This window comes from Bacillus sp. FDAARGOS_235 (genome assembly GCF_002073415.2).
Classification (GTDB): domain Bacteria; phylum Bacillota; class Bacilli; order Bacillales; family Bacillaceae_G; genus Bacillus_A; species Bacillus_A toyonensis.
In genome coordinates this window covers 1,548,342-1,574,744 of sequence record NZ_CP020437.2, presented here as the reverse complement: position 1 = coordinate 1,574,744, position 26,403 = coordinate 1,548,342, and the positions used below count along the sequence as shown (strand labels likewise).

Below are 26,403 nucleotides of genomic sequence, written 5' to 3'. Positions count from 1 at the left end.
AATTTCTTCCTCATACGAAAGAAATTACCAATTTGTGAAAGATTTCATGGGAGAATGATTTGGAAAATAAGTAGAAAAAGAAGCAACTTTTATAAAGTTGCTTCTTGCACTATTCAAATTTTGTTGTCATCGTTCCGGTTTTATATCGATTGTTAGGATCGAAACGTAATAAATCTCCATAAATGAGTTTATCGGATAATTTTAATTCTGTTTTTGCTTTTTCAATATACGGCTGACATAGTGATATAGCAGCTTCTTCACCTGTATTTCGTTTATAGCACATGTTTTTTGTATAAACATAATCTTCCGAAACAAAACTACCATCACGCATTACCATAAGTGGATCTTTTTCTTTAATAAATAAGTCCGTTCCAAATTCAACGGATTGATTTGTTTTAATCCCAAGTAAATGAAGGAGCGTTGGTTTAATATCAAGTTGACCGGATACTTTAGAAATCGTTTTTCCTTCTTGACCTGGCACATGAATAATGAGAGGGACGCGTTGTAATTGCATAGAATCAAACGGTGTAATAGCGTCTTTCCCAAGGAACTGGGCCATAGCTGCGTTATGGTTTTCAGAAATACCGTAATGATCACCATAAATGACAATAACTGAATTATCATACAGTCCTTCATCTTTTAACTGTTTAATAAATAATTTAAGAGCTTCATCCGTGTAACGAACAGTTGGAAAGTAACGGTTTAAAACACCACTGTCCGAATTAAACTCATCAACATATTGATCTTCTGGATTTAGAAGAAATGGAAAATGGTTTGTTAAAGTGATAAATTTTGTATAGAACGGTTGCGGTAAAGATTTTAACTTTGGAATAGATTGTTCAAAGAACTCTTTATCTTTTAATCCCCAACCAACAGACATTTGTTCCGTACCTACGTAATCATTTAAATTAAAGTAACGGTCATAACCAAGCGCAGGATACATTACGTCACGATTCCAAAACGTTTTATCGTTTGAATGGAAGACAGCAGAAGAATATCCGTATTTCTTTAATTGTTCTGGTGTGGCAGTATACTCATTTGTTGCATGAGTAAAGAATACAGAACCACGGTCTAACGGATAAAGTGAATTTTCAACGATAAATTCAGCATCAGAAGTTTTACCTTGTCCCGTTTGATGATAGAAGTTATCGAAATAAAAACTATCTTTAATAAATTCATTTAAAAATGGAGTAATTTCTTTTCCATTTATTTTTTTATTAATAACAAAACTTTGTGTAGATTCCATTGAAATTAAAATTACATTTTTACCTTTTGCAGCTCCAAATAAGTTTTTATCAACTTGCTTATCTTTTGCATCTGTATAGTTTTTAATTTCAGAGAATCCGTCGCCACTTGCGAATACACGTTCAGCCGAAGACTTAGATTGAAGCGTAATATCAAATAGATGATATGTGTATAACCCTAAATTTTTCACGACAGTTTGACGGTCAAATGAGCGTGAGAACATTTGTGGCTTATAAATAACTGAAACAACAATTTGTAGTGCTAATAACGCAGTTACACCGCTAAAGAAAGTTCTCTTCTCAGATCGTGAAAGTGGTGTTTTATCACCAAATGATGGGAATTTACGTGAAATAAACATTAAAATAATTGCATCTGCAAATAAAAGTAATGTTTTGTACGTAAAGAGCTCTTTTATGCTCGTCCCTAAATCAGCCATATTATTTGTTTGGAATAAAACCGGGAAGGTAACGAAATCGTTATAAAACCCATAAAACATTGCATTTCCAAATAAAATAAATGACAGTATAAAACTAATTCCAATTATAATTCGATTTCGATGCTTAGATGCAAATAAAGCTAAACCGAAAAATAAAAGTAACGCAGCTAGTGGATTAATAAACAGCATAAATTCTTCAAAGAAGTTATCAATTTTAATATCAAACGCTAGCTTGTACACAATATATGTTTTAATCCATAATAAAACGACTGCAACGAGTGCAAATCGTAATTTTGGAAACAGATGTTGTAGCATAATATACTCCTCTCCTAGAAAGCATGACAGTTCTTGCGAGCCGGTTTGATTAGCGCCTCACTTTATATATACGAACAGTCTTTTGTTATTATGATTATTATACTATGAGTATCATTATACGAAAATTAAAGAGGGTTGTGGGCTTTTTTTGCAACAATTGAGTAGAAAAAGAGAAGTAGGAGACAATAAAATAGAATTTCTATGCGCGATTATTGTAATTCATTAAACATAGAAAGTATCGCGTAATGGTGCGGAGGTTATAATGCGAAAATTATTTTATCTTATAATGTGCAGTATTTTTATACTCTTTGCTTCACCGAGTGTATCAGTAGCTCAGTATGATGCACCTCTTATGGAAGATGCACTTTATTCTGTTTTATTTCCGAAAATAAATAAAGCAATTGAAAAACAATATGGGAGTTTGAAACCTTATCAATGTCCTAAAATTATTAGTTTAAAAAAAGTGTATAGTGGTACATATTTATTTCAAACGGTTATTGAAGTGACGAAGTACGAACAGATTGGTGGGAAAATTGTTCCACCATTTGAAAAAGTAACTATTACGTTTAATAATGAAGAAGGCGAATGGGAAGTAACGAAGATAATAGTAAAGCGCTTACCAAATGATACGAAATTAAACTGTAAAAAAACAATATAAAAAATTGTTTGACAAATAAAATGGTCCTTTGGTATTGTTAATAGCAACAATTAGATGTTTGAAAATTAAATAGACTTACCTCATCTACTCTCAAAGGTAGAGGCCGCGATAGGAAAGAGTAAGCTATGGGAGATTTAGTGGAATCTGTGACCATGGGTTGAAAGGGACTATTGCCGAAATATAAGAATAACCACCTTATTCATATATTGGGACTGCATTGAATAAATGTAGTACTGTCATAAGATTTATTTTATGGAGAGCTATTTGGAGATGTTGATGCGGTTTCTTATTTTGAGAAGATAACAACTTGTTTATTTTTTCAATATATATTTTTCCTAATAAGAAACGCGTGTGAACATTGTTCCGCGCGTTTTTTGTCTATCTAAAAGCGTGCTGCAATGAATAGAAGATTGGGGTTATGAGTTTTAGAGGAAATAAGGGAGGAATTCAAATGTATTTACACGGCACAAGCCGAATCAATGGGCAAGGACACTTAGAAATTGGAGGGTGCGATACGACGCAGCTAGCAAAACAATACGGAACACCACTTTATGTATACGATGAAGAGTCTATTCGAGGGAAATGTCGTGCGTTTCATCGTGCTTTTAAAGAAAGTGGTTTCTCTTATCAAGTAGCATATGCAAGCAAGGCGTTCTTGTGCATGGAGATGTGCCGAGTAGCTCGTGAAGAGAACATGTCATTAGATGTTGTTTCGGGTGGGGAATTATATACTGCGCTCCAAGCAGGATTTCCAGCATCACGTATTCATTTTCATGGAAACAATAAAACAGAAGAAGAGATAGTGATGGCTCTTCAGGCGAATATCGGTTGTTTTGTAGTAGATAATTTCTTGGAATTAGAAGTTTTACACGATTTAGCAATGCAACATGGGAAATTTGTAAACATATTAATTCGTGTAACGCCTGGAGTAGAGGCGCACACACATGAATATATTACGACAGGCCAAGAGGATTCAAAATTTGGATTTGGCGTTTCAAATGGTCAAGCGATGCAGGCAATTGGGCTTGCTTTACAAAAATCAAATTATAATGTGTTAGGGATTCATTCACATATCGGATCACAAATATTTGAAACGGCTGGTTTTGTTCGAGCGATTGAAGTTCTTCGTAAATTTTTGGAAGAGGTGAGAGAGCAAACGAACTATGTAGTAAAAGTATTAAATGTAGGCGGAGGATTTGGAATACGCTATACAGAGTCAGATACACCATTAACTCTTGAGACATATGTGCGAGCTGTAACAAGTGCAGTGAGAGAACAATTTACAGTATGTGAATATCCATTGCCAGAAATATGGGTTGAACCAGGCCGTAGTATTGTAGGTGATGCGGGAACGACAATTTATACAGTTGGATCTGTGAAAGAAATTCCTGGCATTCGGAAATATGTATCCGTCGATGGTGGAATGACAGATAACTTAAGACCGGCTTTATATAGCGCTCGTTACGAAGCGATGTTAGCGAATCGAGGAAATGATGAGAATGAGGAACTCGTTTCAATTGCTGGGAAATGCTGTGAGAGTGGAGATATGCTAATTTGGGATATTAATCTACCGAAAGTTGCTTCTTCTGATTTACTAGCAATTTCTTGTACGGGAGCATATGGGTACTCGATGGCGAATAATTATAATCGAATTCGGAGACCAGCCGTCGTCTTTGCGAAAGGTGGCACATCGCAAATTGTTGTGGAACGTGAAACGTACGAAAATATCATTGGGAACGATCGCATACGTATTAAAGAGCTTGTTTAAATAAGGAAAAGGAGTTGTTCGAATGGGCAATTCCTTTTTATAAAGTGAAACTATAATCAGTGGGGGGGATTGCCCGCAAATAGCGGGATAAAATAAAATAATTAAAATATATCGGAAAACTAGGATTGAAAAAAATCAGAATTGTGATAAAATACAAATACAAAGCTTATCAAGAGAAGCGGAGGGAACTGGCCCGAAGAAGCTCGGCAACCTGCTTATAGAAAGCAAGGTGCTAAATCCAGCAAAATGGAATCCATTTTGAAAGATAAGGTAAAATATATTACCGAACAGTCTTTTCGAAATGGGAAAGATTTTTTTTATGAATAAAAAGGGGGGCTGTTCGCGTGAGCGTACGGGAACATTTTGATGAAGTATCTGAGAAAATTCAAGCGATGCTTGCTGATATGAAATATGGTTCAATTACAATTGTGGTGCAAGATGGAAAAGTAATTCAATTAGAGAAAAGTGAAAAAGTACGTTTAAAGTGAAAAGCGCTGACTAGAAAAACTAGAGGCGGTTTTAATCTATTTTAATAGATTAAAACCGTCTTTTTGCTTTTACAGGGGGAAAAAACATGTTGACGTATGAAACGTGGGAAGAAAATCGTGTTTCATTTTCAGAGGAAGATGAAACGAAAGGCGCGCTATCCGTATTAAGTTGGGCTTATAAAGAATATAAAGATGAAATTGTATACGCGTGTAGCTTCGGAGTGGAAGGCATGGTTTTACTGCATCTTATAAACCAAGTAAATCCATCTGCTAAAGTTGTATTTTTGGATACAAATGTTCATTTTCAAGAAACGTATGAATTAATTCAAAAAGTAAGAGAACGATTTCCTTCATTAAATATTATAGAAAAACAGCCGGAACTTACACTCGATGAACAAGCGAAGTTGCACGGTGAGAAACTATGGGAAAGCAATCCGAATCTCTGTTGTAAGATTAGGAAGATTTTGCCGTTAGAAAAATCACTTACAGAGGAAAAAGCGTGGATATCGGGCTTAAGAAGGGAACAATCAGAAACGCGTAAGCATACAAAGTTTATAAATCAAGATCATCGTTTTCAATCTATTAAAGTTTGTCCGCTTATTCATTGGACGTGGAAAGAAGTATGGCGATATGTATACAAACATAACTTGTCATACAACCCATTACATGATATTGGATATCCAAGTATCGGGTGTGAGAAGTGTACGTTACCTGTAGGTGCCGGTGGTGATTCAAGAGATGGTAGGTGGACCGGGAAAATGAAAACCGAATGCGGTCTTCATTACCAATAAGATGTATCTTGAAATAAAGCTAAGAGGGGATATAGAAAATGACTACAAGAAACGAATTAATAAACCGTGTAGATGAGACATACGACGTATCACAAATTGAAAAAGAAATTGAATTAGACAACATTGCATTAAGTGATTTAGAACTGCTAGCGACAGGGGGATATAGTCCGCTTACTGGTTTTTTAGGGAAAAAAGACTATGATTCGGTCGTAGAAACGCTTCGTTTAGCAGATGGAAGCGTATGGAGTATACCGATTACATTGCCAGTAACAGAAGAAGTAGCAGAGGGACTGAAAGCTGGAGAGGAAGTAAAACTTGTTAATGATAGAAATATATATGGTGTCATTCAAATAGAAGATATTTTTGCACCTGATAAAGAAAAAGAAGCTTTACTTGTATATAAAACGACGGATGAGGCTCATCCAGGCGTGAAAAAATTATATGAACGACCAGATGTTTATGTTGGAGGAGCTATTACGCTTATAAAACGCTTGGAAAATAAGCAATTTCCTTCTTATCATTTAGACCCAATTGAAACGAGAGAAGAATTTAAAAAACGTGGCTGGAAAACAGTAGTTGGATTTCAAACGAGAAATCCGGTACATCGTGCCCATGAGTATATTCAAAAATCTGCTCTTGAAATTGTAGATGGTCTCTTTTTAAATCCGCTCGTTGGGGAAACAAAGTCAGATGATATTCCTGCTGATGTAAGGATGGAAAGCTACGAAGTGTTGCTTCAAAACTATTATCCGAAAAATCGTGTCTTTTTAGGTGTATTTCCTGCAGCGATGCGCTACGCAGGACCAAGGGAAGCGATATTTCATGCATTGGTAAGAAAGAATTTTGGGTGTACCCACTTTATTGTAGGACGTGATCATGCTGGGGTAGGAGACTATTACGGAACATACGAAGCGCAGGAAATCTTTACGAACTTTACAGTGGAAGAGTTAGGGATTACGCCGCTATTTTTTGAACATAGCTTTTACTGTACGAGATGTGAAGCGATGGCTTCAACGAAAACGTGTCCGCATGGAAAAGAGGACCGTGTCATTTTATCAGGTACAAAAGTAAGAGAAATGTTAAGAAATGGTGAGATTCCGCCAAGTACATTTAGTCGTAAAGAAGTAGTGGAAGTGTTAATTAAAGGTTTGAAAAAAGAAGTAGTAACAGAATAGGGAGAGAACGAGATGGATACGAATATTACTTGGCACACAGCTTCTGTTTCGAAAAATGAGAGAAGAGTGAAGAATGGGCATCATAGTTTTGTAATTTGGTTTACTGGTTTATCAGCTTCGGGTAAATCTACAGTAGCGAATGCGGTTGCTCGTAAACTATTTGAAAAGAATATTGGAAATTATGTGTTAGATGGGGATAATATTCGCCATGGTTTAAATAAAGACTTAGGTTTTTCTGAAAGTGATCGTATGGAGAATATAAGGCGTATTGGCGAAGTGGCGAAGCTATTTGTAGATCAAGGTACTGTTGTTCTTACAGCGTTCATTTCACCATTTCGAGTAGATCGAAAACAAGTTAGGGATCTATTAGCGGCAGATGAGTTTATAGAAGTGTTTGTAAAATGTCCAATTGAAGAGTGTGAAAAACGTGATCCAAAAGGGTTATACAAAAAAGCGAGACAAGGTGATATTAAAGATTTTACAGGTATTGATTCACCGTATGAGGAACCAGATCGAGCGGAATTAATTGTAGAAACGCACAAGTATTCTATTGAAGAATGTGCAGAACAAATCGTGAAGTACTTACAAGAGCGTAGTTTTGTCCCGTTGTTTGCTGGGAAGTAAAACGCCCACCTCAAAATTCGGCTGGAGCAGGCTGTAAATGCCCGATTGGTGAGGGTTGATTAAAGTTTCACTTTATATAGGGGGATTTAAAAATGAGTTATGAAAAAGTATGGGCCAATAATGAAAAATTAAATCAGACTGAGAAAAATAAATTAGCAAAAGATGGTTTGGAAATTTTTAATGATATTCCTTACTATGCGGAAAATGGATTCGAATCTATTCCGAAAGAAGAGTGGGACGCATTTAAATGGGCAGGATTGTATTTGCAAAGACCGAAAGAAGCTGGCTATTTTATGATGCGTGTAAATATTCCTTCAGGGATTATTACAAATGCGCAGGCGGAAGTGCTTGCTTCTATCGCTGAGGATTATGGACGTGATGTAATAGATATTACGACAAGACAGGCGATTCAGTTTCACTGGTTAGAAATTCAGCAAATGCCAGATATTTTTAAAAGATTAGCAAGAGTTGGGTTATCTTCAGCAGGGGCGTGTGGTGATATAACACGTAATATTACAGGTAATCCACTTGCAGGAATTGATGCGAATGAACTGTTTGATACAACGCATATTGTGAAGGAGGTATATGACTATTTCCAACATAATGAAGAGTTTTCTAACTTACCACGTAAATTTAAAATGTCTATTAGTTCTAACGTTTATAACTCGGCAAACGCAGAGATTAACTGTGTTGCATTTACACCTGCTACGAAAGAAATAGATGGTGAGAAAAAAGTTGGTTTTCATATAAAAGTAGGCGGTGGATTATCAGCCCGTCCATATTTAGCTGATGAATTAGATGTGTTCGTTTTACCAGAAGAAGTGAAGGCGGTAGCAATTGGGATTGCTACTATATTCCGTGATTTTGGATATCGCGAGAAACGTCATTTAGCTCGTTTGAAATTTCTTGTTGCAGACTGGGGAGCAGAGAAATTTAAAGAGAAACTAATAGAGTATACAGGACCATTGCAAAGTAAAGGAGAAAGTGCACTTAAAGGATGGAATGCAGGCTATTTTTATGGTGTTCAAGATCAAAAACAAGATGGATTAAAATATGTCGGTTTTAATGTGCCGGTAGGTCGTTTACATGCAAAAGAAATGTTTGAGATTGCAAGAATTGCAAAGCAGTATGGAAATGGACAAATTCGTACGTGTAACTCACAAAACTTCATCATTCCGAATGTTCCACCAGAAAATGTAACGGGTTTATTAAGTGAACCGTTGTTTGAAGCGATATCTGCAAGTCCGAAATCATTTATTGGTCATGCGGTTTCATGTACTGGTATTGAATATTGCAATCTTGCTCTAGTAGAAACGAAAGAAAGATTACGGAAAATTGCAGAATACTTAGATACAGAAATTGCACTTGATGTTCCAGTTCGAATTCATATGGTAGGATGCCCAAATTCATGTGGTCAACGTCAAATTGCTGACATCGGATTACAAGGGGTAAAAATGAAAACGAAGGAAAAAGGGATTGTTGAAGCATTTGAAATATATGTAGGTGGAACGTTGTTAGATGGCGGTGCCTATAATCAAAAGTTAAAAGGGAAAATAGATGGCGAGGATTTACCGGATGTACTCGCATCATTTATAAGTTATTTTAAAGAGAATAAGTTACCTGCCGAAACATTTTATGATTTTGTCGGACGTATCGGTGTAGATACATTGCAAATAGCTTTAAATAACGTGTTAGAAGAAGTAATAGCGTCTTAGGAGGGGCAATATGGAATTATATCGATTTGAAGCTGTGTTAGCGAATAATATCGTTCCGATTGTTGTTGTTGCTCAAAGTGAAGAGCAGGCATTTAAGCTTGCGGAGATTGAGCTTGAAAAGCATTTTTTACCGTTGCCAGAAGTAAAGGAAATCTCCTTATTTGAAAAAAAGAAGATTCGAAAAGGTGCGGCATTTGTTGTTCATGAGTAAATAACATTGAAATACGAACGTATACTAACTTCCATTCATGCATAAGGATGGAAGTTTCATTTTAATAGTAGAAATGAGGAGAGATGATGGGGAAGGTGTATATAGTTGGAGCGGGTCCTGGCGATCCGGATTTAATTACTGTTAAAGGATTGAAATGTATTGAGAAGGCAGATGTTATTTTATATGACCGTCTCGTGAATAAAGAATTGCTTTCATATGCAAAGCCTGAAGCGGATTTAATTTATTGCGGGAAACTCCCGAATTATCACACGATGAAGCAAGAGACAATTAACACATTTCTTATTAAATATGCGAAAAAAGGAAAAGTTGTAACGAGGTTAAAGGGCGGTGATCCATTTGTATTTGGTAGAGGGGGGGAAGAAGCTGAAGCGTTAGCAAAGCAGGGTGTACCATTTGAAATCGTTCCTGGAATTTCAGCTGGAATAGCTGCACCTGCTTATGCTGGTATTCCGGTGACGCATCGTGATGCAAGTGCGAGTTTTGCGGTTGTGACAGGGCATAGAAAAGAAGGTGCTGAAGAGGAAGTGAAGTGGGAAAATTTAGCGAAAGGTGTAGAGACCTTGGCAGTATATATGGGAGTTAGTAATTTGCCCTACATATGCGAACAACTTATGAAGCATGGAAAAGATAAAGGTACACCTGCTGCTATTATTGAACGGGGAACGACGTCTATGCAGCGTACAGTTGTCGGGACGTTAGGGACAATTGTAGATGTTGCGAGAAAAGAACAAATTCAAAATCCGAGTATGATTGTAATTGGAGAAGTTGTCCGTTTTAGAGAGAAAATTCATTGGTTTGAAAAACAAACGGAACAGACTTATCAAGTAAGCGGAGTGTTATAAAATGAAAGCCATCTTATATATATGTCATGGAAGTCGTTTGAGGGCAGCGAAAGAAGAGGCAATTCAATTTATTACGACATGTATGAGCCGTATAGAAGCGGCTATTCAAGAAGTTTGTTTTTTAGAGCTGGCGAATCCTTCTATTGAAGAAGGATTTCGTACATGTGCGAAGCGTGGTGCGACAGAGATTATTGCTATTCCTGTTTTCTTATTAGCAGCAGGCCATGTGAAGAATGATATTCCTTTTGAATTACAAAAGTTAAATAATCAATACCCTAATATTAAAGTGACGTATGGTAATCCGTTTGGTGTATCAGAGACGCTTATAAAGTCGGTATATAACGGAAGTGGTATTGAAGAATATAAAGATGAAGTAACACTTTTACTCGTTGCAAGGGGTAGTAGCGATCCTGAAACTTTACAAGATATAAATCGGATCGCTACTTTATTTCAAGCAGAAGAAAAAATTGCTAAAGTAGAAGTTTGTTTTTTAGCAGCTGCGGAGCCGAAATTTGAGGAGAAATTAAAGGAAGTTGTAGAGCGAAAAGAAGGGTGTATTATTGTATTACCTTATTTGTTATTTACAGGCTTACTTATGAAACATATTGAGAAAGAAGTGCGTCAATATGAGTTGGATGAGATAAAAATAAGTCCGTATTTAGGAAAAAATGAAGTGGTTCAAGATATGTTAATTCAGAAAACGAAGGAGTTATTGAAGGGAGATTCATATGTATCCACTTACAGTGCAAGTTAATAAGAAACGGGTTGTTGTCATTGGTGGAGGAAAAGTTGCCGGATTTAAAATAATTCCTTTACTCAAACAAGGTGCGGATATAGTAGTAGTAAGTCCAGAATTAGATGTAAATTTAGTGAAACTTGTGGAGGAGAAGAAAATTCGTTGGTATCAAAGAGAGTATGAAAAAAGTGATATTAAAGATGCTTTTTTAGTTGTTGCGGCGAGTAGTGATTCTATATTAAATGAACAAGTTGCTGAAGATGCTGCAAAGAATCAATTGGTAAATGTTATTACGAACCCGGAAAGTGGCAATGTTCACTTTCCGGCAGCGATTCATCGTGGGTTACTTAATATAGCGGTTTCTACCGGAGGAGCAAGTCCAAAACTCGCAAAAAAAATTCGAGATGATATCGCGAATAAATACGATGAAACATACGAAATATATTTAGATTTTTTATATGAAGTAAGGGTGAAGTTAAAAGACTTACAGTTAGAAAAGAAAGAACGGCATATATTACTACAAGAAGTATTGAAATCAGCATATGTGCAAAATGAGAGAAAAAGAGAACAGTTTTTACAAGAATTAGAGGAGAGAGTTCTAAAGAGATAAAAAGTAAATAGCGCTTTACAAGTATAAAAATATAATTTATAATCACAAGTAACTTCAATAGATGAAATCGATGAGCAAGAAGAGTACGTATATTTGATGCGTTCAGAGAGCTGGGGTAAGGTGTGAGCCCGGTACGATAAAATATACAGAATGGGCTTGCGAGAGGTATGTTGAACATTGTAGTAGGCAACCCGGGTTCCGCCGTTAAAAGGATAGAGTATCGGAATGATTCCTGTACTTGAACAAGTGGGATTTATCAGTCCAATTGAGGTGGTACCACGGTATTTACATTACATATATCGTCCTCTACATGCATATTTGCGTGTAGGGGACTTTTTTATTTTCTAAAGGAGGTGTGCGAGTATGAAATGAAAGTGTATAATTGTTAAAAGTTTAAATATTCAGAAAAGGGGAATTTATGATGAAAGAAACACAGCAATGGACGTCGAAAATAGGCTTTGTACTCGCAGCAGCCGGAGCAGCAGTAGGTCTTGGTGCGATATGGAAATTTCCATATGTTGCAGGTAATGGCGGGGGAGGCGCATTCTTCCTAGTCTTCTTACTATTAACTATATTTATTGGGATGCCGCTATTACTAGCAGAATTTGTTATTGGTCGTAGTACACAAAAAGAGGCAGTTACAGCGTATAAAGTATTAGTGCCAAATAGTAAAGTATATCCTTGGATTGGTCGTATGGGAGTTGTAACATGTTTTAGTGTACTCTCTTTCTATAGTGTTGTAGGTGGATGGATTTTACTGTATTTATACTACAGTGTTACAGGTAGTTTCTGGAATGGTGTTGTCGATTATGCGAGTGTGTTTGGTGAGGCGATTTCAAATCCAGTAAGTGCGATTGGAGCGCAATTTATCTTTATGCTTTGTACTATTTTTGTCGTAAGTAAAGGTGTAGAGAAAGGTATAGAAAAGGCAAGTAAGTATATGATGCCATTATTATTTATTTTATTTATCGCGATTATTATTCGTGCGTTGACACTTGATGGTGCTTTTGCTGGAGTAGAGTTCTTCTTAAAACCTGACTTTTCAAAGCTTACAGCAGATACGATTTTATATGCGATGGGACAATCTTTCTTCTCACTAACAGTAGGTGCCTCGGTAATGGTAACGTATAGTTCGTATTTAAAGAAAGAAGAACATTTAGCGAAATCAGCAACATCTATTGTAAGTTTAACTGTTTTCGTTACAGTACTTGCGGGATTAGCGATTTTCCCAGCGATTTTCGCATTAGGAGTTAAACCGACGGAAGGACCGGGATTACTGTTTATCGTCCTTCCAGCCGTATTTGCAAAAATACCATTTGGACAATTTTTCTTTATTATGTTTTTAATTTTATTCTTCTTTGCGACTTTAACATCAGCTATTTCAATGCTTGAAATTGTAGTAGCATCTGTTGCGAAAGGTAATGAAAAGAAGCGTCCTTCAGCATCATTATTAATTGGTATTCTTATTTTTGCAGTTGGAATTCCGTCAGCATTATCGTTTGGAATTATGAGTGATGTGAAAATATTTGGGAAAACATTCTTTGATTTCGTTGACTTCTCGGTAAGTAATGTATTGCTGCCGCTAGGGGTACTAGCTATTTCGCTATTTGTACCAAATAAAATGAGTAAAGAGTTATTAATGAAAGAATTAGAAGTTACGGAAACGAAAGGGAAGACGTTATTTAACATTTGGTTCTTCTTGCTTCGTTATGTTATTCCAGTAACTGTAATTATCGTATTTTTAAATGCGATAGGCGTATTTAAAATGTTTGCATAAAAAAGACGGGGGTCCCCCGTCTTTTTTATGCTGACATTGATGAATGTAATAGACGATTATATGCTTTGTAGGCTGTAACGACTGCGATGAAAGAACCGATTAAAAACAATGCTGAGCCGCCAAATGTAAATAACCGGCCAATATACGTTTCTCTAGCTTCTTCTATTTTTTGTTGTAATTGTGTATCCATCTTTGATCACCCCGTAAACGATAGGCATTTAGTTATAGTCTATGTAGAATGCCTATAGTGTGTGAAGTGTAAAGAAAAAAACTCGGTATGCACCGAGTTTTTTATAATCCGATATATGAAGATGGATCAACTGCGTTTGTCTTGCCGACATTCCATTCTCCAAGGTGAAGTTCGAAGTGTAAATGTTGCCCGTATGATTGGCCAGTATTCCCCATGAATCCAAGTTGAGTGCCTTGTTTTACAGTTTGTCCATTTGATACAGAACGGCTACTCATATGTGCATATACTGTCGTGTATGTCTTTCCGTTTATGCGGTGAGATAAGTACACAACATTTCCGTAACTAGATGAGAATTCCGAGCGGATAACTACACCATCTGCAGCAGCAATAATTGGAACCGTTCCCGAAGCGGCAATATCGATACCTTTATGGTTATCTAAAGAACGTGTACCAAACCCAGAAGTTTTTGATCCAGCTGCTGGTTTAATAAAGCCGCCAGTATTTGTATCGTGTGGCGGTGAAGCTGCTTGAGCTTTTTGAGCAGATGTAGTAGCTTGTTTAGCTTCTTCTGCCTTGCGGGCTTCCTCGGCTTTACGAGCCTCTTCTGCACGTTTTTCTTCTTCAATTGCTTTTTGAACAGCTTGACGCTGATTTTCTAAAATGCCTTTTGATTCTTCTAGTCCTTCAATCTCTGAATCTACTTTTGCTACTTTCGTATGTAGATCATTAATAAATGATTGTTGCTGTTGCTGGTTTGTTTGTAGCTCTTGTTGTTTTTGGATTAATCTTTGTTCGGCCTCTTTTAGTTGTTGTTCTTTTTTCTCAACAGCCTCTTTTTCTGTCGCCACAGCATTTTGATCGGTTGTTTGTTTTTTCACAATATCTGTATCATTGTTTAAAATTAAACTGACGGAGTACATATTATCAATAAGGTCAGCAATGTTTGCAGAGTTTGTTAATACCTCTGTAATGATGTTTGTACGTGGTTTTTCTTGCATAGATTGTAATCGTTGTTTAATAACTTCCTGACGTGTATCTATGTTTGTTTGTAATTGTTCTATATGTTTCTTTTTGTCAGCAATTACTTGTTGTGTTTTGCTAATTTCTTTTTTTGTATCGTTTAATTCAGCCTCGTTTTTATTAATAGAAGTAGTTAATTCGTCGATTTTTTTCTGTAAATCTTGGATTTCTTTTTCTATTTGTTCTTTCTCAGCTGATTTATTTTGTAAGTCATTTTGTTTGCCGTCTAATTCTGATTGTATATTCGATAATTTATCTTGATTTGTTTCAGCGTATACGGGTGAAAGTAATGGGGAAGCAAAAATCGTTCCTGCTGCTAAAACACTAAGCGCTGCAAATTTCTTTTTCATGGTTGTCTGGCTCCTTTCCCTATGAATGTTATATATCATAAGAAGAAGTGTGTCTATCGTTGTAATCATAATGTAAAGAAAATTTTATAAAATTGCTAAGTTTTGTCGGAATTTATCATTTTTCAACAGTAATTGTCATGAAAGTTATATTTTTTTACATATGAAATAAAGGTATATTTAGGTATTTTTATAAAATAAAGGAATAAACAGAATTGTTGTATATAGCGAAAAATTATGTAGGGAGTCAATTAAACACTAGTAAGGAATCGTTCTCATGTTAGGTTTTCTGACATGGGTTTTATTTTTGTCAAGAAAATTATTTGCGTTCGGGAAAAGTTATTTTGTTGTCAGATTTAATTTTTTGATTTATGATTTTTAACAGGGACAAAATGTAGTGAATTGTCGAATAATATATAATACTCTTAATTTCTTAGTTTTATAGAGATAGAATGAGGGATAGAGTGATACATCGAAGAGGGGGTTACAACAAATATGAAAAGAATAGGACTTGCATGGCAAATATTAATAGGTCTTGCGTTAGGTATTGCAGTTGGTGCGATTTTCTTTGATAATCCAGCAGTTGCGAAGTACTTACAACCAATTGGTGATGTTTTCATCCGATTAATTAAAATGATCGTTGTACCGATTGTTGTAGCAAGTATTGTTGTTGGGGTTGCTGGTGTTGGCGATGTTAAGAAGTTAGGTCGACTAGGCGGAAAAACAATTATTTACTTTGAAATTATTACAACACTTGCAATTGTTGTTGGTCTATTAATAGCGAACATTTTCCAACCTGGAAAAGGCGTTGATATGGATAAGTTAACAAAAACAGATATTTCTAAATATACACATACGACAGAGCAAGTACAAAGTCATTCGTTTGCGGATACGTTTGTAAATATTGTTCCGACGAACATTATGAAATCATTAGCTGATGGTGATATGCTTGCTATTATTTTCTTCTCTGTATTATTTGGTTTAGGTGTAGCAGCAATTGGTGAACGTGGTAAACCAGTTCTACAATTTTTCCAAGGTGTAGCAGACGCAATGTTTTACGTAACGAACCAAGTTATGAAGTTTGCACCATTTGGTGTATTCGCATTAATTGGTGTTACAGTTTCTACATTCGGTTTAGCTTCATTAATTCCGTTAGGGAAATTACTAATTGTAGTATACGGAGCAATGATCTTCTTCGTTGTAGTTGTCTTAGGACTTACAGCGAAAATATTTGGAATTAACATTTTCCAATTCTTTAAGATTTTAAAAGACGAGCTGATCTTAGCGTATTCTACAGCAAGTTCAGAAACAGTTTTACCGAAAATCATGGAGAAAATGGAAAAGTTCGGTTGTCCGAAAGCAATTACATCTTTCGTTATTCCGACAGGTTATTCATTTAACTTAGATGGATCAACTTTATATCAAGCAATTGCGGCTATTTTCTTAGCACAAATGTACGGTATTGATTTATCTATTTCTCAACAAATTACATTATTACTTGTATTAATGGTTACATCAAAAGGTATCGCAGGTGTACCGGGCGTATCATTCGTTGTATTATTAGCAACGCTTGGTACAGTAGGTATTCCAGCAGAAGGTTTAGCCTTTATTGCAGGTATTGACCGTATTCTAGATATGGCTCGTACAGCAGTTAACGTTGTAGGTAACTCTTTAGCAGCTGTAGTTATGTCTAAGTGGGAAGGTCAATATGACGCTGAAAAAGGACAAGCCTATTTAAAAGAGATATCTGAAAAGGGTCAAGCAGCTTAATTATAATATGAACAAGCTCTCACATAATATATGTGGGAGCTTTTCTATATATAGAAGAGGAGCGGGCGTAATGAAACGTAAATATGGTGACGGTTCTTCGTGGAAGCGACTAATAGAGAAGGATTATATGGTTAAGCAAGTAGAAGAGGGCATGCTAGGAATACTGGACATAAAAAAGGTGAGAGAACCTAGTTATAAAGAATATGATGGTAAAGAAATTTGTGTCGCAGGTAATGAGTATACGTGGATTCAGTATTTCATAAAAGGGAAAAACTTTGCGATTACAGCTATGTTAGATAATAAGGGGAATTTAGTACAATATTATATTGATGTGACGAAAGAATACGAAATAGACGACCGGGGTTTACCGTATTTTGATGATTTATATTTAGATGTAGTGCTATTGCCGAATGGTAAGATGTATGTATTGGATGAAGATGAGTTAGAGGACGCTTATAAAAATGGTGATGTTACAAAGGAAGAATATGAATTAGCCTGGCAAACAACGAAATGGATCATGGAAGCCATAAACAATAGTGAATTTTATTGGATTTCAATATTAGATAAAGAAATCAAAAAGTTAAAATGATTGGTGTATTCATATTTTTGTATAATTACCAAAAAAATCTATACAAAAAATAATTGACTTTTGTTTTGTAAGCGAGTAAAGTTAGGGAAGAAATTATTATTAAAAAATAAATATGAAACCTTCTTATAAAGAGAGGCGGAGGGACTGGCCCTACGATGCCTCGGCAGCGGACTCGATTTTAGAGTGCTGTGCCAAATCCAGCAAGCATGTGCTTGAAAGATGAGAAGAGCGTTCCTTATAGATGTATAAGACCTCTTCTCGTTGGAAGAGGTCTTTTGTTATTCATTAAAAAAAGGTTGAAACTAGGGAGAGATGGTACTTTGAAAGAAACGAGAGGAAATGGTTTAGCTTTATTACCACTTGGGATATTTTTAGCGCTATTTATTGGTTCTGGAATTATTACGGGTGATTTCTATAAATTGCCGATACTTGTAGCGATTTCAATTGCTGTAGGAATTGCTTTGGTGATGAATCGTAAAGAAAGTTTTAATGTGAAAGTAGAAAGATTCGCTAAAGGTGCAGGAAATCCGGATATTATGATTATGGTATTAATTTTTGTACTTGCAGGTGCATTTTCTGAAACAGCAAAAGGAATGGGCGGAGTAGACTCAACTGTTAATTTAGCGTTAACTATTTTGCCACCAGGATTTATCGTAGCTGGAATTTTTGTTATAGGTGCGTTTATTTCATTAGCGATGGGAACTTCAATGGGAACAATTGCAGCGTTAGCACCGATTGCTGTAGGTATTAGTGGACAAACTGATATCTCAATTGCACTTACGATGGCTACTGTTGTTGGTGGAGCGATGTTTGGTGATAATTTATCATTTATTTCAGATACAACAATCGCAGCTGTTCGTTCGCAAGGAACAGAAATGAAAGATAAGTTTAAAACGAACTTTTTAATTGTATTGCCAGCTGCTATTATTACAATTGTACTATTAGTAATAATTACTTCAGGAAGTGATACGCAGGTTAAAGCTCATAGTTTTGATTGGATAAAGATTTTACCGTATGCAGGAGTACTTATTACCGCGCTACTTGGCTGGAATGTACTTATTGTGTTAACTGGTGGAACTGTATTATCTGGCGCTATCGGTCTTATAGATGGAAGTTACACGTTGGAGAGTTTCTTTAAAAGTGTAACGACTGGAATGGGCGGTATGATGGAGTTAGTATTACTTGCTATTTTAATCGGAGGTATGGTTGAACTAATTCAATATAATGGTGGGATTCAATATTTAATGAATCTTTTAACGCGTAATATTCGTTCGAAAAAAGGCGCAGAGTTCGGTATTGCTGGTTTAGTGAGTATGACGAATATGTGTACAGCGAATAATACGATTTCAATTATCTTTACAGGCCCGCTTGCGAAAAACATTGCAGATCAATATGAAATTGATCCCCGTAAATCAGCAAGTGTATTAGACCTTTTCTCATGTTGTGTGCAAGGATTAATTCCGTATGGTGCTCAAATGTTAACTGCGGCAGGGTTTGCTGCTTTATCTCCGATTGAACTGTTACCGTATGCATTTTATCCAATTTTAGTTGGGGTATGTGGAATTGTTTCGATTTTGATTGGATTTCCGAAGTTTTCGAAAGTGGCGGAGAAAAAAGAGTATCATAAAACAGCATAATTTAATATGAATGATAACTTTAGTAATTGAAACCGTGTAGAGAATATTCTCTGCACGGTTTTTTTATGTGTGGTAAAAGAGTGAATCATCCTATTCTACCTTATGTTTTTTACAGAAGGCTGAATGTATCTCGGTCTTAAGTCTGAGTTGAAAACGGTTCTTAAGCTCGTTATGGAAAAATGAAAAAATAGTTAAGATAAGAGTATCAAATCGAAGGGAGGCAAGCACAAGATGAAACAATTTCTAGCGTTTATCGCGGCCGGTATTTTGGCTTTAATTGCTCTTGGTAGTCTTGCTGGTATTGTAGGATTCGCAATCGGAGCAGGAGTTGTGTACTGGAGCTATAAATCATTTGTGCGAGCTAAATCATTTTTTGGAAAGCTAGCTTGGGGCATTGTTGGTTTAATCGGTTTATCCATTGCACTTTCTCATTCACCAGCATTAATTGGTATCGCTGCATTGGTAGTTTTGTACTACGGATACCGTGAATGGAAAAAAGAAAAAGATGTAGTTGTTGATTCAGCTTCAGAAAGTTCTAAACCATATAGCAACTTTGAAGATGAGTGGAACAAATTAATGAAAAACTAAAACAATAAACCAATAAAACAATAAATTATAAATAAAGTAGAAGAGAGGAAGATTTATAATGAAACAATCTTTATTCGGACGTGTACGCGATGCAATTTTAGCTGATTTTCATAATGTGTTAGATGAGAAAGAAAGAAAAAATCCAATTGCAATGTTAAACCAATATTTACGCGATAGTGAGCGTGAAATAACAAAAATTGAGAAGTTAATTCAGCGTCATAAAACATTAAAATCTAACTTCGCTCGTGAGCTTGAGCAAGCACGCTATTTTGTTAACAAAAGATCAAAGCAAGCTATCATTGCTCAAGAAGCAGGCGAATTACAACTGCATGAACGTGCATTAGAAGAAGTGGCGTATTATGAAGGGCAAGTAACTCGCTTAGAAGAAATGTATGCTGGTGTTGTAGAGCAAATTGATGAGTTAGAGCGTCGTCTTTCAGAAATGAAAAATAAATTAAAAGAAATGAACGCAAAGCGTATGGAATTAATGGCTCGTGAAAATATGGCGCATGCAAACCGCCGTATGAATACTGCTATTCATAAAATGGATGAAAATAATCCGTTCTTACGATTCGAAGAAATTGAAGATCACATTCGTGACATAGAGCTTCGTATAAATGAAGAGCATGAGCGTGATACATTTGATATGAAAATTGCAAAGCTTGAGCGTGAAATGAAAGAGAAAAATGAAGTATCGTTAACGAAAGAAGTAACAAAATAATTGTAGTATATTATAAAACAGGCTTATGATATAGTGATAGGAGAAAAGGTGTTGGAAAGCAATGCCTTTTCTTCTATGTATATGTGACAAGGAGGGGGGAGCTGAAATGAAGAAGCGCTTTTCAAAAACACAATTAATGGGGATGCTCCTCATCATATTTGGATTCGGTCTATTTCTTGATATGATACTTGGACATTTTGAACCAGGTGGTCTAATTTTTGCATTTATTATGCTTATGTTTGGAAGACATTATCGAAAGAAGAATCGTTACGTAAGAGGGAATGTATTTTTATTTGTCGGTGGTATAGTATTCTTATTCTTCTTATTTTCATCAGCAGCGTTTGTACTTGTCGTATTTGCTTGTTTAGCTTTAATTGGTTATCAACTGATTCAACAAGGACATCAGCAAAAAGTAATGAAAGTTGAAATTAAAGAAAAGGGATATATAGATGAAGAAAAACAAATATATCGTACAGAACCGTATATAAAAAATATGTTCGTAGGCAATGTACGAATGATGGATCATATTTATGAACTTGAAGATATTAACGTCCAATATGGTGCTTGTGATGTCGAGATTGATTTAACAACTGCTATGATTCCGGAGGGAGAAACGGTAATTGTTATTCGAGGTGTCGTTGGTAACATTCGTTTATATGTACCGTATGATATTGAATTGTCTTTAAATCATTCTGTAATTGTTGGGCGAGTACTCCTGCCAGGGCATGAAGAAACAGGTTTTAATCGTAATGTTACATTTAGAACAGAACAGTATAAAGAAGCTCCTCGTCGTATAAAAATCATTTCTTCACTTGTAGTAGGTGATACGGAAGTGAGGAAAGTATAATGAAAAAACAAAAAAATATTTCGTGGATGTATATTCGTTATTCGATGTTATCCTCAGTGAGTATCGCACTTATTTGTACAATTGTGTATGTATGGAAAAGCGAGCAACAAGTTTATGATTTATTATGGGAAGAATCCATCGCTTCTGTTCCAATTGGCTTGTTTATTATGAGCACAAGTCTCCTTATCGGGGGGATTATAGGATATGCAATCGGCTATTATATTGAGCAGCGTATACAAGGATTAAATACGTTTCTATTTGAAGTAGAACGAGGGAATTTTCCGAACGATGTTTCATTTACTGCGGATGATGAATTCCATGAAGTGGAACGAAAAGTAATCGGCCTTGCTCGTCGATTAGAGGAGCAAGCGGGATTATTTCAAAAAGTAACGAATGAACGAGCCCATTGGAATGAAGAGATGAGGCAAGAGGCGATTTCTCAAGAAAGGCATAGATTAGCAAGGGAACTGCATGATTCAGTAAGTCAGCAGCTTTTTGCAATGTCGATGATGATGTCAGCCATTAATGAACAAGTAGCTGAAATTCCAGACACGACAAAAAAACAATTACAACTTGTTGAAAATATGGTCGTAAATGCACAATCAGAAATGAGAGCATTGCTCTTACATCTACGCCCAGTACAGTTAGAAGGTAAGAAGTTAACAGAGGGTATAGAAGAATTATTAACAGAACTGTCTAGAAAGCAACATATGAAAATTGAATGGTTAATTGAGCCAATTGAATTAAAAAAAGGTGTAGAAGATCATTTATTCCGTATTGTACAAGAAGCTCTATCAAACACGTTACGACATGCGAAGGCAAAGAAAACGGAAGTACGTCTTCGTAAAATAGATCAATATGCGATTTTAAAAATTATTGATGACGGTGTTGGCTTTGAAGTGGGAGTGAATAAAGCGGGTTCATACGGTTTACGATCAATGCAAGAGCGTGTTCATGAAATTGGTGGAACATTAAAAGTACTTAGCTTTCCGGCAAAAGGTACGCAAATTGAAGTGAAAGTGCCAATTATGATTGAGAAAGGGGGAGAATCATGATAAAAGTATTACTAGTTGATGATCATGAAATGGTTCGAATGGGAGTATCAGCATATTTATCAACGCAGCCAGATATTGAAGTAGTTGGTGAAGCTGAAAATGGAAGAAAAGGTTCAGAGCTAGCGTTGCAATTAAGACCAGATATTATTTTAATGGATCTTGTTATGGATGAAATGGACGGGGTTGAAGCGACACGTGCTATTATTCAAGAATGGCCAGAAGCGAAAATTGTAGTTGTAACGAGCTTTTTAGATGATGAAAAGCTATATCCTGTTATCGAGGCAGGAGCGACAAGTTATTTATTAAAAACATCCCGAGCAAGTGATATTGCAGACGCTGTAAGAGCTACTTATGATGGAGAAACGGTATTAGAGCCGAAAGTTACTGGCAAAATGATGTCTCGTATGCGCCAGAAAAAAGAACAACCTTTACATGAGGAGTTAACAGAAAGAGAGTCTGAAATTTTGTTATTAATTGCAGAGGGGAAAAGTAATCAAGAGATTGCAGATGAGTTATTTATTGCCCTCAAAACAGTAAAGACACATGTGAGTAACATATTAAATAAGCTAAATGTAAGTGATCGTACACAGGCGGTTATTTATGCATTTAGACATCAATTAACGAAATGATAAAGTGAAACTTTAATCAGTGGGGGGTTATTCCTACTGATTATTAGCCTTCACCAATCGGGCTTTTACGGGCAGTTATCTCCCGCTTACCTTCCTCGTATTCGCTGGATTTTGAGGGGGAGTCTTACTGCCCGTTAATGCGGGGGAAAGTGAAATTTTAATCAGCGGGGGAGATTCCTCGCTGATTATTAGCTTGCATCAATTTGGATTTGGCAGTAAAATCGTTGCATCTTTTTATTGACGATAAATAATGTAAGCGTTATCATTAAGCTGTTAACAGTACATACAGAGGGGAGAATGTATATGTTAGTTCAAACTATATTCGAAATGGATAAGTCTAAAAAATTAGGGGACTATGTGAACGCATTACAAGCGCTTTGTGAACAATATAATGTTGAAACAGATAAAATTGCAATTATTGAGGCGACAGAAGAGTATTATTTATTTTTAGTAAAGCAAGAAGATTGCTATGATGTTGTCAAAGTAGAGACAGTTGATACAAATATTGAATATTATACGAAAGCGTATAAAATAAGCAGTTTTAATCATACTGCTTATCAAATGTAAAAAAACTCCCTTTCGGGAGTTTTTTTAGGATGCTTTTGCTTCGCTGGATTCGGTTAGTAGGGGAACTTTTTTCGCACCGCTTAGCTTAGCGATAGTAAGGCCGATAAGAGCTCCGGCTAATGCTGGTACTAGCCAGCCTATTCCTTCATTATATAAAGGGATAAATTCAAAATAGGGTGTGATAAATGAAACTGGAATACCGCCTTGTTTTAATCCGTCAAATACGCTCACAACTGCTGCCCCGAATAAAGCACCTACATAAACAGATCGATAACCGCCGAAATATTTATGTAGTAAAGATAGGAGAACGAGTACAATCGCAATTGGATATACAACAAGTAGAATTGGAACAGAGATGGCGATAATTTTTGTTAAACCTAAGTTAGCAACTAGTAACCCTAATGCGCAAATGATACTCGCGAATGCTTTATATGAGAATGTAGTCAATAATGTTGCGAAATATTGACTGCATGCAGATACGAGTCCAACGCATGTCGTTAAGCAAGCGAGTGTAACGATAAGAGACAATAGAAGAAGACCATATGGACCGAATAGTTGTTGTACGATAACAGTAAGTAGCTGTCCACCATTTTTTGCGTATCCGAGAGAGACGCTAGTCGCACCGAGCCAGCCAAGTGCGCCATATACAAGTACGAGTCCGGTAGCAGCAATAAATCCTGCTTTTGCTGTTGCAATGGCAATGGTTTTACGATCATTCACACCTTTAGAGCGAATGGCATTTACAACGATAATCCCAAATGCAAGTGCTGAAATAGTATCCATCGTTAAATATCCTTCCATAAAACCTTTGAAGATTGGGGAAGTTTGATATTCTTGCATTGCTTGTCCGGATTGCCCAAGTGGTGTAAATACACTTTTAACAAACAATAAGAAAATAGAGAGTAATAAAATAGGTGTTAATATATTTCCGATACGGTCAACAAGTTTAGATGGATTTAAACTAAGCCAAAATACGATAGCAAAGAAGATGACTGTGTATAAAAATAACGTTAGGCTACTAGAGCGAATTGTTTCTGGTAAGAAAGAACTAACACCCATTTCGTAGGCGACGTTAGCGACGCGCGGAATCCCCATAGATGGACCGATTGCAATATATACAACTACGGTAAAGAAAATTCCGAATAATGGGTGAACATGACTTGCAAGTTGTTGCATACCGTTTCCTGATAAAGAAATTGCAATAACAGTTAATAAAGGTAAGCCGACTCCTGTTAGTAAAAATCCAATCATTGCAGGCCAAAAGTTTTCACCTGCATTTTGTCCAAGCATGGGAGGGAAAATTAAATTACCTGCCCCAAAAAATAAAGAAAATAGCATAAGACCTGTGAAAAAAATATGTTTTTTTGATACAGTGTTCATTGTTTTTTTCCTCCTTTTTTAAAATTCATTTGTAAGAACACAAAAAACTCGCCCCTAAAGAAAGGGACGAGTTATATTTACCCGCGATACCACCCTAATTTATACATGTAGAAATAAATCTATATGTATACGGCTTTGCAACGTACAACATGATACGTGTTCCTTGTAACGGGGGACAGCCGGTAAGAACTTACTGTAACATTCGGTTCTACTTCTCGGAGATGATTTTCGGCTACGCACTGAACGTTGGCTTTCAGCAAATCGCCAACTCTCTGGGGAACAGTCTTATAACGTACTCGTTCTCGTCAATGAATTTTAGTTCAAGTATTCTGACAGTATTGTTGCATGTTTTTTTTTGAAAGTCAATATGTTTTTTGGAAGATATATTTATATGCGGAAATATCGAAGATGATATTTGTTATTGTGAAGGAAATGATGAAGTGTAAAACGGGAGTGAATAGTTGTAGAGAATTGTAAAATTTGTAGAGAAAGTTGATATTTATAGGAGTAAAGAAGGTATTAATAGAATTTACAGAGAATAATAAAACAATCCACTTGCTGGAAAGAACAAACCAAAAGAGGTGACTGAAATGCTTGCGATGGGAGTATTATTTGGCATTATTGCTATAATTGGTTTTATGTGGTTATATTATTCGCGTTCGTTTAAACAAGCAGAAGTTTTACTCTTTCAAAAAGGTAGTTTGTTGACAAATCAGTCTAGATATTTAGTATGTCCGAAGTGTGGGAGTGCACAGGCCAGAAGTGGAGGATATCAAGAGTGTTGCAAAATTAGATTATGAAAGAAGGAAGCCTCACATTCATTTGTGAGGCTTCCTTCCTTACAATTTCCTGCCGCTCCAAATTGTCCACCGATCTCTTTCAATAATAGGAGAGATGTTTTGTAATGCGATTTGGATATGATGTAGAAGTTGAGCAAGCTCATGATCTGTTAATTCGTATAGAATGGATCGTCCGGTTCGAGGAGATAAGTCTTGTAGTAATGCTGCTACAGAATCGTGTATTTTTCGTACTTCCCATTGTGTTTGCGAAGGGAACACGTGAAGAGAATGCTTTTGTAATTCTTGCTGTATAGTAGCAGTTTTTGGTCTTCTTTTTGATTCGATTTCAATGAGTTTTGGAAATACCGAGAAAAAATATCCGCGAATGTGTTCAGGGCTTCCTGGAATTGTACAATCTTCAATGGTTCGATCTTGTAAAATAAGTACACCGTTTTTCTTTAATATACGAGAAGCTTCACGTAAAAATGTAGGAATGTCTTGTAAATGATGAATAACTGCGCGCGAAATAACTATGTCGAATGTTTCATCAGGATATGGGATGCTATGTGCATCACCGTGAATGAATGAAATGTTTGGAAAGCCGCTACAATTTTCTTTTGCAGCTTGTAATATCTCTTTTGAAAAATCAAGTCCAACAACATTTTTGGCTCCCATAAGAGCAAGTTCTTTCGTGTAAATACCACCGCCGCAGCCTATGTCAATTATTTGTTTGTTTTGTATATCTGTAATGTTTTTTATCATTTCCTCCCAAGAAACATGGGCATTTCTAGTTGCATATGTGTACTTATTATTTGCATCATGAAAATTAATGGACATTGTAAAATCCTCCCTTCAGTGTATAGTATAGCTTA

27 protein-coding genes, 3 riboswitches and 2 other annotated features are annotated in these 26,403 nt (G+C 36.0%); of the genes, 22 read left to right on the top strand and 5 right to left on the bottom strand.

The genetic code is table 11. The annotated features are described in order from the left end of the window. Nucleotides 1-109: 109 nt before the first annotated feature. The gene (locus A6J74_RS09715; protein ID WP_000939071.1) at nt 110-1,996 is read right to left on the bottom strand and encodes an LTA synthase family protein; all 1,887 of its coding nucleotides are present in this window, start codon (nt 1,994-1,996) and stop codon (nt 110-112) included. Nucleotides 1,997-2,258: 262 nt separating this feature from the next. Between A6J74_RS09715 and A6J74_RS09710 the strand changes: the two genes are divergently transcribed. The 12 genes from A6J74_RS09710 (at nt 2,259) to A6J74_RS09650 (ending at nt 13,412) form a co-directional block, all read left to right on the top strand. After that, a complete protein-coding gene (locus tag A6J74_RS09710) occupies nt 2,259-2,654 on the top strand; it encodes a DUF3888 domain-containing protein (RefSeq protein WP_001228518.1) in 396 nt (131 codons plus the stop codon). Nucleotides 2,655-2,743: 89 nt separating this feature from the next. Beyond that, nucleotides 2,744-2,925: riboswitch (Lysine riboswitch) on the top strand. A gap of 180 nt (nt 2,926-3,105) precedes the next feature. Beyond that, the gene (lysA, locus tag A6J74_RS09705; protein WP_000280670.1) at nt 3,106-4,422 is read left to right on the top strand and encodes a diaminopimelate decarboxylase; all 1,317 of its coding nucleotides are present in this window, start codon (nt 3,106-3,108) and stop codon (nt 4,420-4,422) included. Nucleotides 4,423-4,585: 163 nt separating this feature from the next. After that, nucleotides 4,586-4,694, top strand: a riboswitch (SAM riboswitch). Between the two features lie 72 nt (nt 4,695-4,766). Next, the gene (locus tag A6J74_RS09700) at nt 4,767-4,910 is read left to right on the top strand and encodes a YezD family protein (protein WP_000116159.1); all 144 of its coding nucleotides are present in this window, start codon (nt 4,767-4,769) and stop codon (nt 4,908-4,910) included. 86 nt (nt 4,911-4,996) lie between these two features. Continuing rightward, entirely contained in the window at nt 4,997-5,701 is a 705-nt protein-coding gene (locus tag A6J74_RS09695; protein WP_000959008.1) for a phosphoadenylyl-sulfate reductase, read from the top strand. Nucleotides 5,702-5,739: 38 nt separating this feature from the next. Continuing rightward, nucleotides 5,740-6,876, top strand: coding sequence for a sulfate adenylyltransferase (gene sat / locus A6J74_RS09690; protein WP_000213327.1), 1,137 nt, complete (start codon nt 5,740-5,742; stop codon nt 6,874-6,876). 12 nt (nt 6,877-6,888) lie between these two features. Further along, nucleotides 6,889-7,500 carry an adenylyl-sulfate kinase gene (gene cysC / locus A6J74_RS09685; RefSeq protein WP_000380522.1) on the top strand — a complete coding sequence of 204 codons (612 nt, stop codon included), beginning with the start codon at nt 6,889-6,891 and terminating at the stop codon, nt 7,498-7,500. A 92-nt stretch (nt 7,501-7,592) separates the two neighbouring features. Then, nucleotides 7,593-9,215, top strand: coding sequence for a nitrite/sulfite reductase (locus tag A6J74_RS09680; protein WP_000119600.1), 1,623 nt, complete (start codon nt 7,593-7,595; stop codon nt 9,213-9,215). A gap of 10 nt (nt 9,216-9,225) precedes the next feature. Beyond that, entirely contained in the window at nt 9,226-9,426 is a 201-nt protein-coding gene (locus A6J74_RS09675) for a DUF3906 family protein (RefSeq protein ID WP_000424930.1), read from the top strand. A gap of 86 nt (nt 9,427-9,512) precedes the next feature. Next, nucleotides 9,513-10,289 (top strand): uroporphyrinogen-III C-methyltransferase, encoded by a 777-nt coding sequence (gene cobA / locus A6J74_RS09670; protein WP_000521277.1) that lies wholly within the window; start codon nt 9,513-9,515, stop codon nt 10,287-10,289. Between the two features lies 1 nt (nt 10,290). Beyond that, entirely contained in the window at nt 10,291-11,043 is a 753-nt protein-coding gene (locus A6J74_RS09665; RefSeq protein ID WP_000644376.1) for a sirohydrochlorin chelatase, read from the top strand. After that, a complete protein-coding gene (locus A6J74_RS09660) occupies nt 11,018-11,635 on the top strand; it encodes an NAD(P)-binding protein (RefSeq protein ID WP_000283324.1) in 618 nt (205 codons plus the stop codon). Before A6J74_RS09665 ends, A6J74_RS09660 begins: the two co-directional genes overlap by 26 nt. A 61-nt stretch (nt 11,636-11,696) precedes the next feature. Beyond that, nucleotides 11,697-11,945 (top strand) — a binding site (T-box leader). A gap of 111 nt (nt 11,946-12,056) precedes the next feature. Continuing rightward, the gene (locus A6J74_RS09650; protein WP_000665429.1) at nt 12,057-13,412 is read left to right on the top strand and encodes a sodium-dependent transporter; all 1,356 of its coding nucleotides are present in this window, start codon (nt 12,057-12,059) and stop codon (nt 13,410-13,412) included. Nucleotides 13,413-13,437: 25 nt separating this feature from the next. Here A6J74_RS09650 and A6J74_RS29985 read toward each other — a convergent pair whose 3' ends face one another. Both A6J74_RS29985 and A6J74_RS09645 read right to left on the bottom strand, forming a co-directional pair. Next, the gene (locus A6J74_RS29985; RefSeq protein ID WP_000380940.1) at nt 13,438-13,602 is read right to left on the bottom strand and encodes a hypothetical protein; all 165 of its coding nucleotides are present in this window, start codon (nt 13,600-13,602) and stop codon (nt 13,438-13,440) included. 101 nt (nt 13,603-13,703) lie between these two features. Continuing rightward, nucleotides 13,704-14,972, bottom strand: coding sequence for a murein hydrolase activator EnvC family protein (locus A6J74_RS09645; RefSeq protein WP_000726105.1), 1,269 nt, complete (start codon nt 14,970-14,972; stop codon nt 13,704-13,706). Between the two features lie 492 nt (nt 14,973-15,464). On the opposite strand from A6J74_RS09645, the gene gltP reads away from it, so the two are divergent. The 9 genes from gltP (at nt 15,465) to A6J74_RS09600 (ending at nt 23,372) form a co-directional block, all read left to right on the top strand. After that, nucleotides 15,465-16,739: a glutamate/aspartate:proton symporter GltP gene (gene gltP / locus A6J74_RS09640; RefSeq protein ID WP_000821124.1), complete on the top strand. Its 1,275-nt coding sequence runs from the start codon at nt 15,465-15,467 to the stop codon at nt 16,737-16,739. A 70-nt stretch (nt 16,740-16,809) separates the two neighbouring features. Further along, on the top strand, nt 16,810-17,328 hold the full coding sequence (locus tag A6J74_RS09635; protein ID WP_000824639.1) for a ribonuclease FAU-1 family protein: 519 nt from the start codon (nt 16,810-16,812) through the stop codon (nt 17,326-17,328). 120 nt (nt 17,329-17,448) lie between these two features. Continuing rightward, nucleotides 17,449-17,554: riboswitch (SAM riboswitch) on the top strand. Between the two features lie 94 nt (nt 17,555-17,648). Beyond that, nucleotides 17,649-18,965, top strand: coding sequence for a Na+/H+ antiporter NhaC family protein (locus tag A6J74_RS09630; protein ID WP_000665472.1), 1,317 nt, complete (start codon nt 17,649-17,651; stop codon nt 18,963-18,965). Between the two features lie 231 nt (nt 18,966-19,196). Next, nucleotides 19,197-19,553, top strand: coding sequence for a lmo0954 family membrane protein (locus tag A6J74_RS09625; RefSeq protein ID WP_000808637.1), 357 nt, complete (start codon nt 19,197-19,199; stop codon nt 19,551-19,553). A gap of 58 nt (nt 19,554-19,611) precedes the next feature. Then, the gene (locus tag A6J74_RS09620; protein ID WP_000814140.1) at nt 19,612-20,274 is read left to right on the top strand and encodes a PspA/IM30 family protein; all 663 of its coding nucleotides are present in this window, start codon (nt 19,612-19,614) and stop codon (nt 20,272-20,274) included. Between the two features lie 106 nt (nt 20,275-20,380). Then, complete coding sequence (gene liaF, locus A6J74_RS09615) at nt 20,381-21,121, top strand: cell wall-active antibiotics response protein LiaF (protein ID WP_000745642.1); 741 nt, start codon at nt 20,381-20,383, stop codon at nt 21,119-21,121. Further along, complete coding sequence (locus A6J74_RS09610; RefSeq protein WP_000744314.1) at nt 21,121-22,176, top strand: sensor histidine kinase; 1,056 nt, start codon at nt 21,121-21,123, stop codon at nt 22,174-22,176. The genes liaF and A6J74_RS09610 overlap by 1 nt, the downstream gene beginning before the upstream one ends. Then, a complete protein-coding gene (locus A6J74_RS09605) occupies nt 22,173-22,805 on the top strand; it encodes a response regulator (protein ID WP_000598709.1) in 633 nt (210 codons plus the stop codon). Before A6J74_RS09610 ends, A6J74_RS09605 begins: the two co-directional genes overlap by 4 nt. A 228-nt stretch (nt 22,806-23,033) precedes the next feature. Next, a complete protein-coding gene (locus A6J74_RS09600; protein ID WP_073990711.1) occupies nt 23,034-23,372 on the top strand; it encodes a DUF3992 domain-containing protein in 339 nt (112 codons plus the stop codon). Between the two features lie 24 nt (nt 23,373-23,396). On the opposite strand, the gene brnQ3 is transcribed toward A6J74_RS09600, so the two are convergent. After that, on the bottom strand, nt 23,397-24,752 hold the full coding sequence (brnQ3, locus tag A6J74_RS09595; RefSeq protein WP_001099155.1) for a branched-chain amino acid transport system II carrier protein BrnQ3: 1,356 nt from the start codon (nt 24,750-24,752) through the stop codon (nt 23,397-23,399). Nucleotides 24,753-24,811: 59 nt separating this feature from the next. Beyond that, nucleotides 24,812-25,070 (bottom strand) — a binding site (T-box leader). 272 nt (nt 25,071-25,342) lie between these two features. Between brnQ3 and A6J74_RS09590 the strand changes: the two genes are divergently transcribed. Then, nucleotides 25,343-25,552: a hypothetical protein gene (locus A6J74_RS09590; RefSeq protein ID WP_000880630.1), complete on the top strand. Its 210-nt coding sequence runs from the start codon at nt 25,343-25,345 to the stop codon at nt 25,550-25,552. A gap of 39 nt (nt 25,553-25,591) precedes the next feature. Here the strand turns inward: A6J74_RS09590 and A6J74_RS09585 are convergent, their stop codons facing one another. Beyond that, nucleotides 25,592-26,368, bottom strand: coding sequence for a class I SAM-dependent methyltransferase (locus A6J74_RS09585; protein WP_000026266.1), 777 nt, complete (start codon nt 26,366-26,368; stop codon nt 25,592-25,594). Nucleotides 26,369-26,403 lie beyond the last annotated feature (35 nt).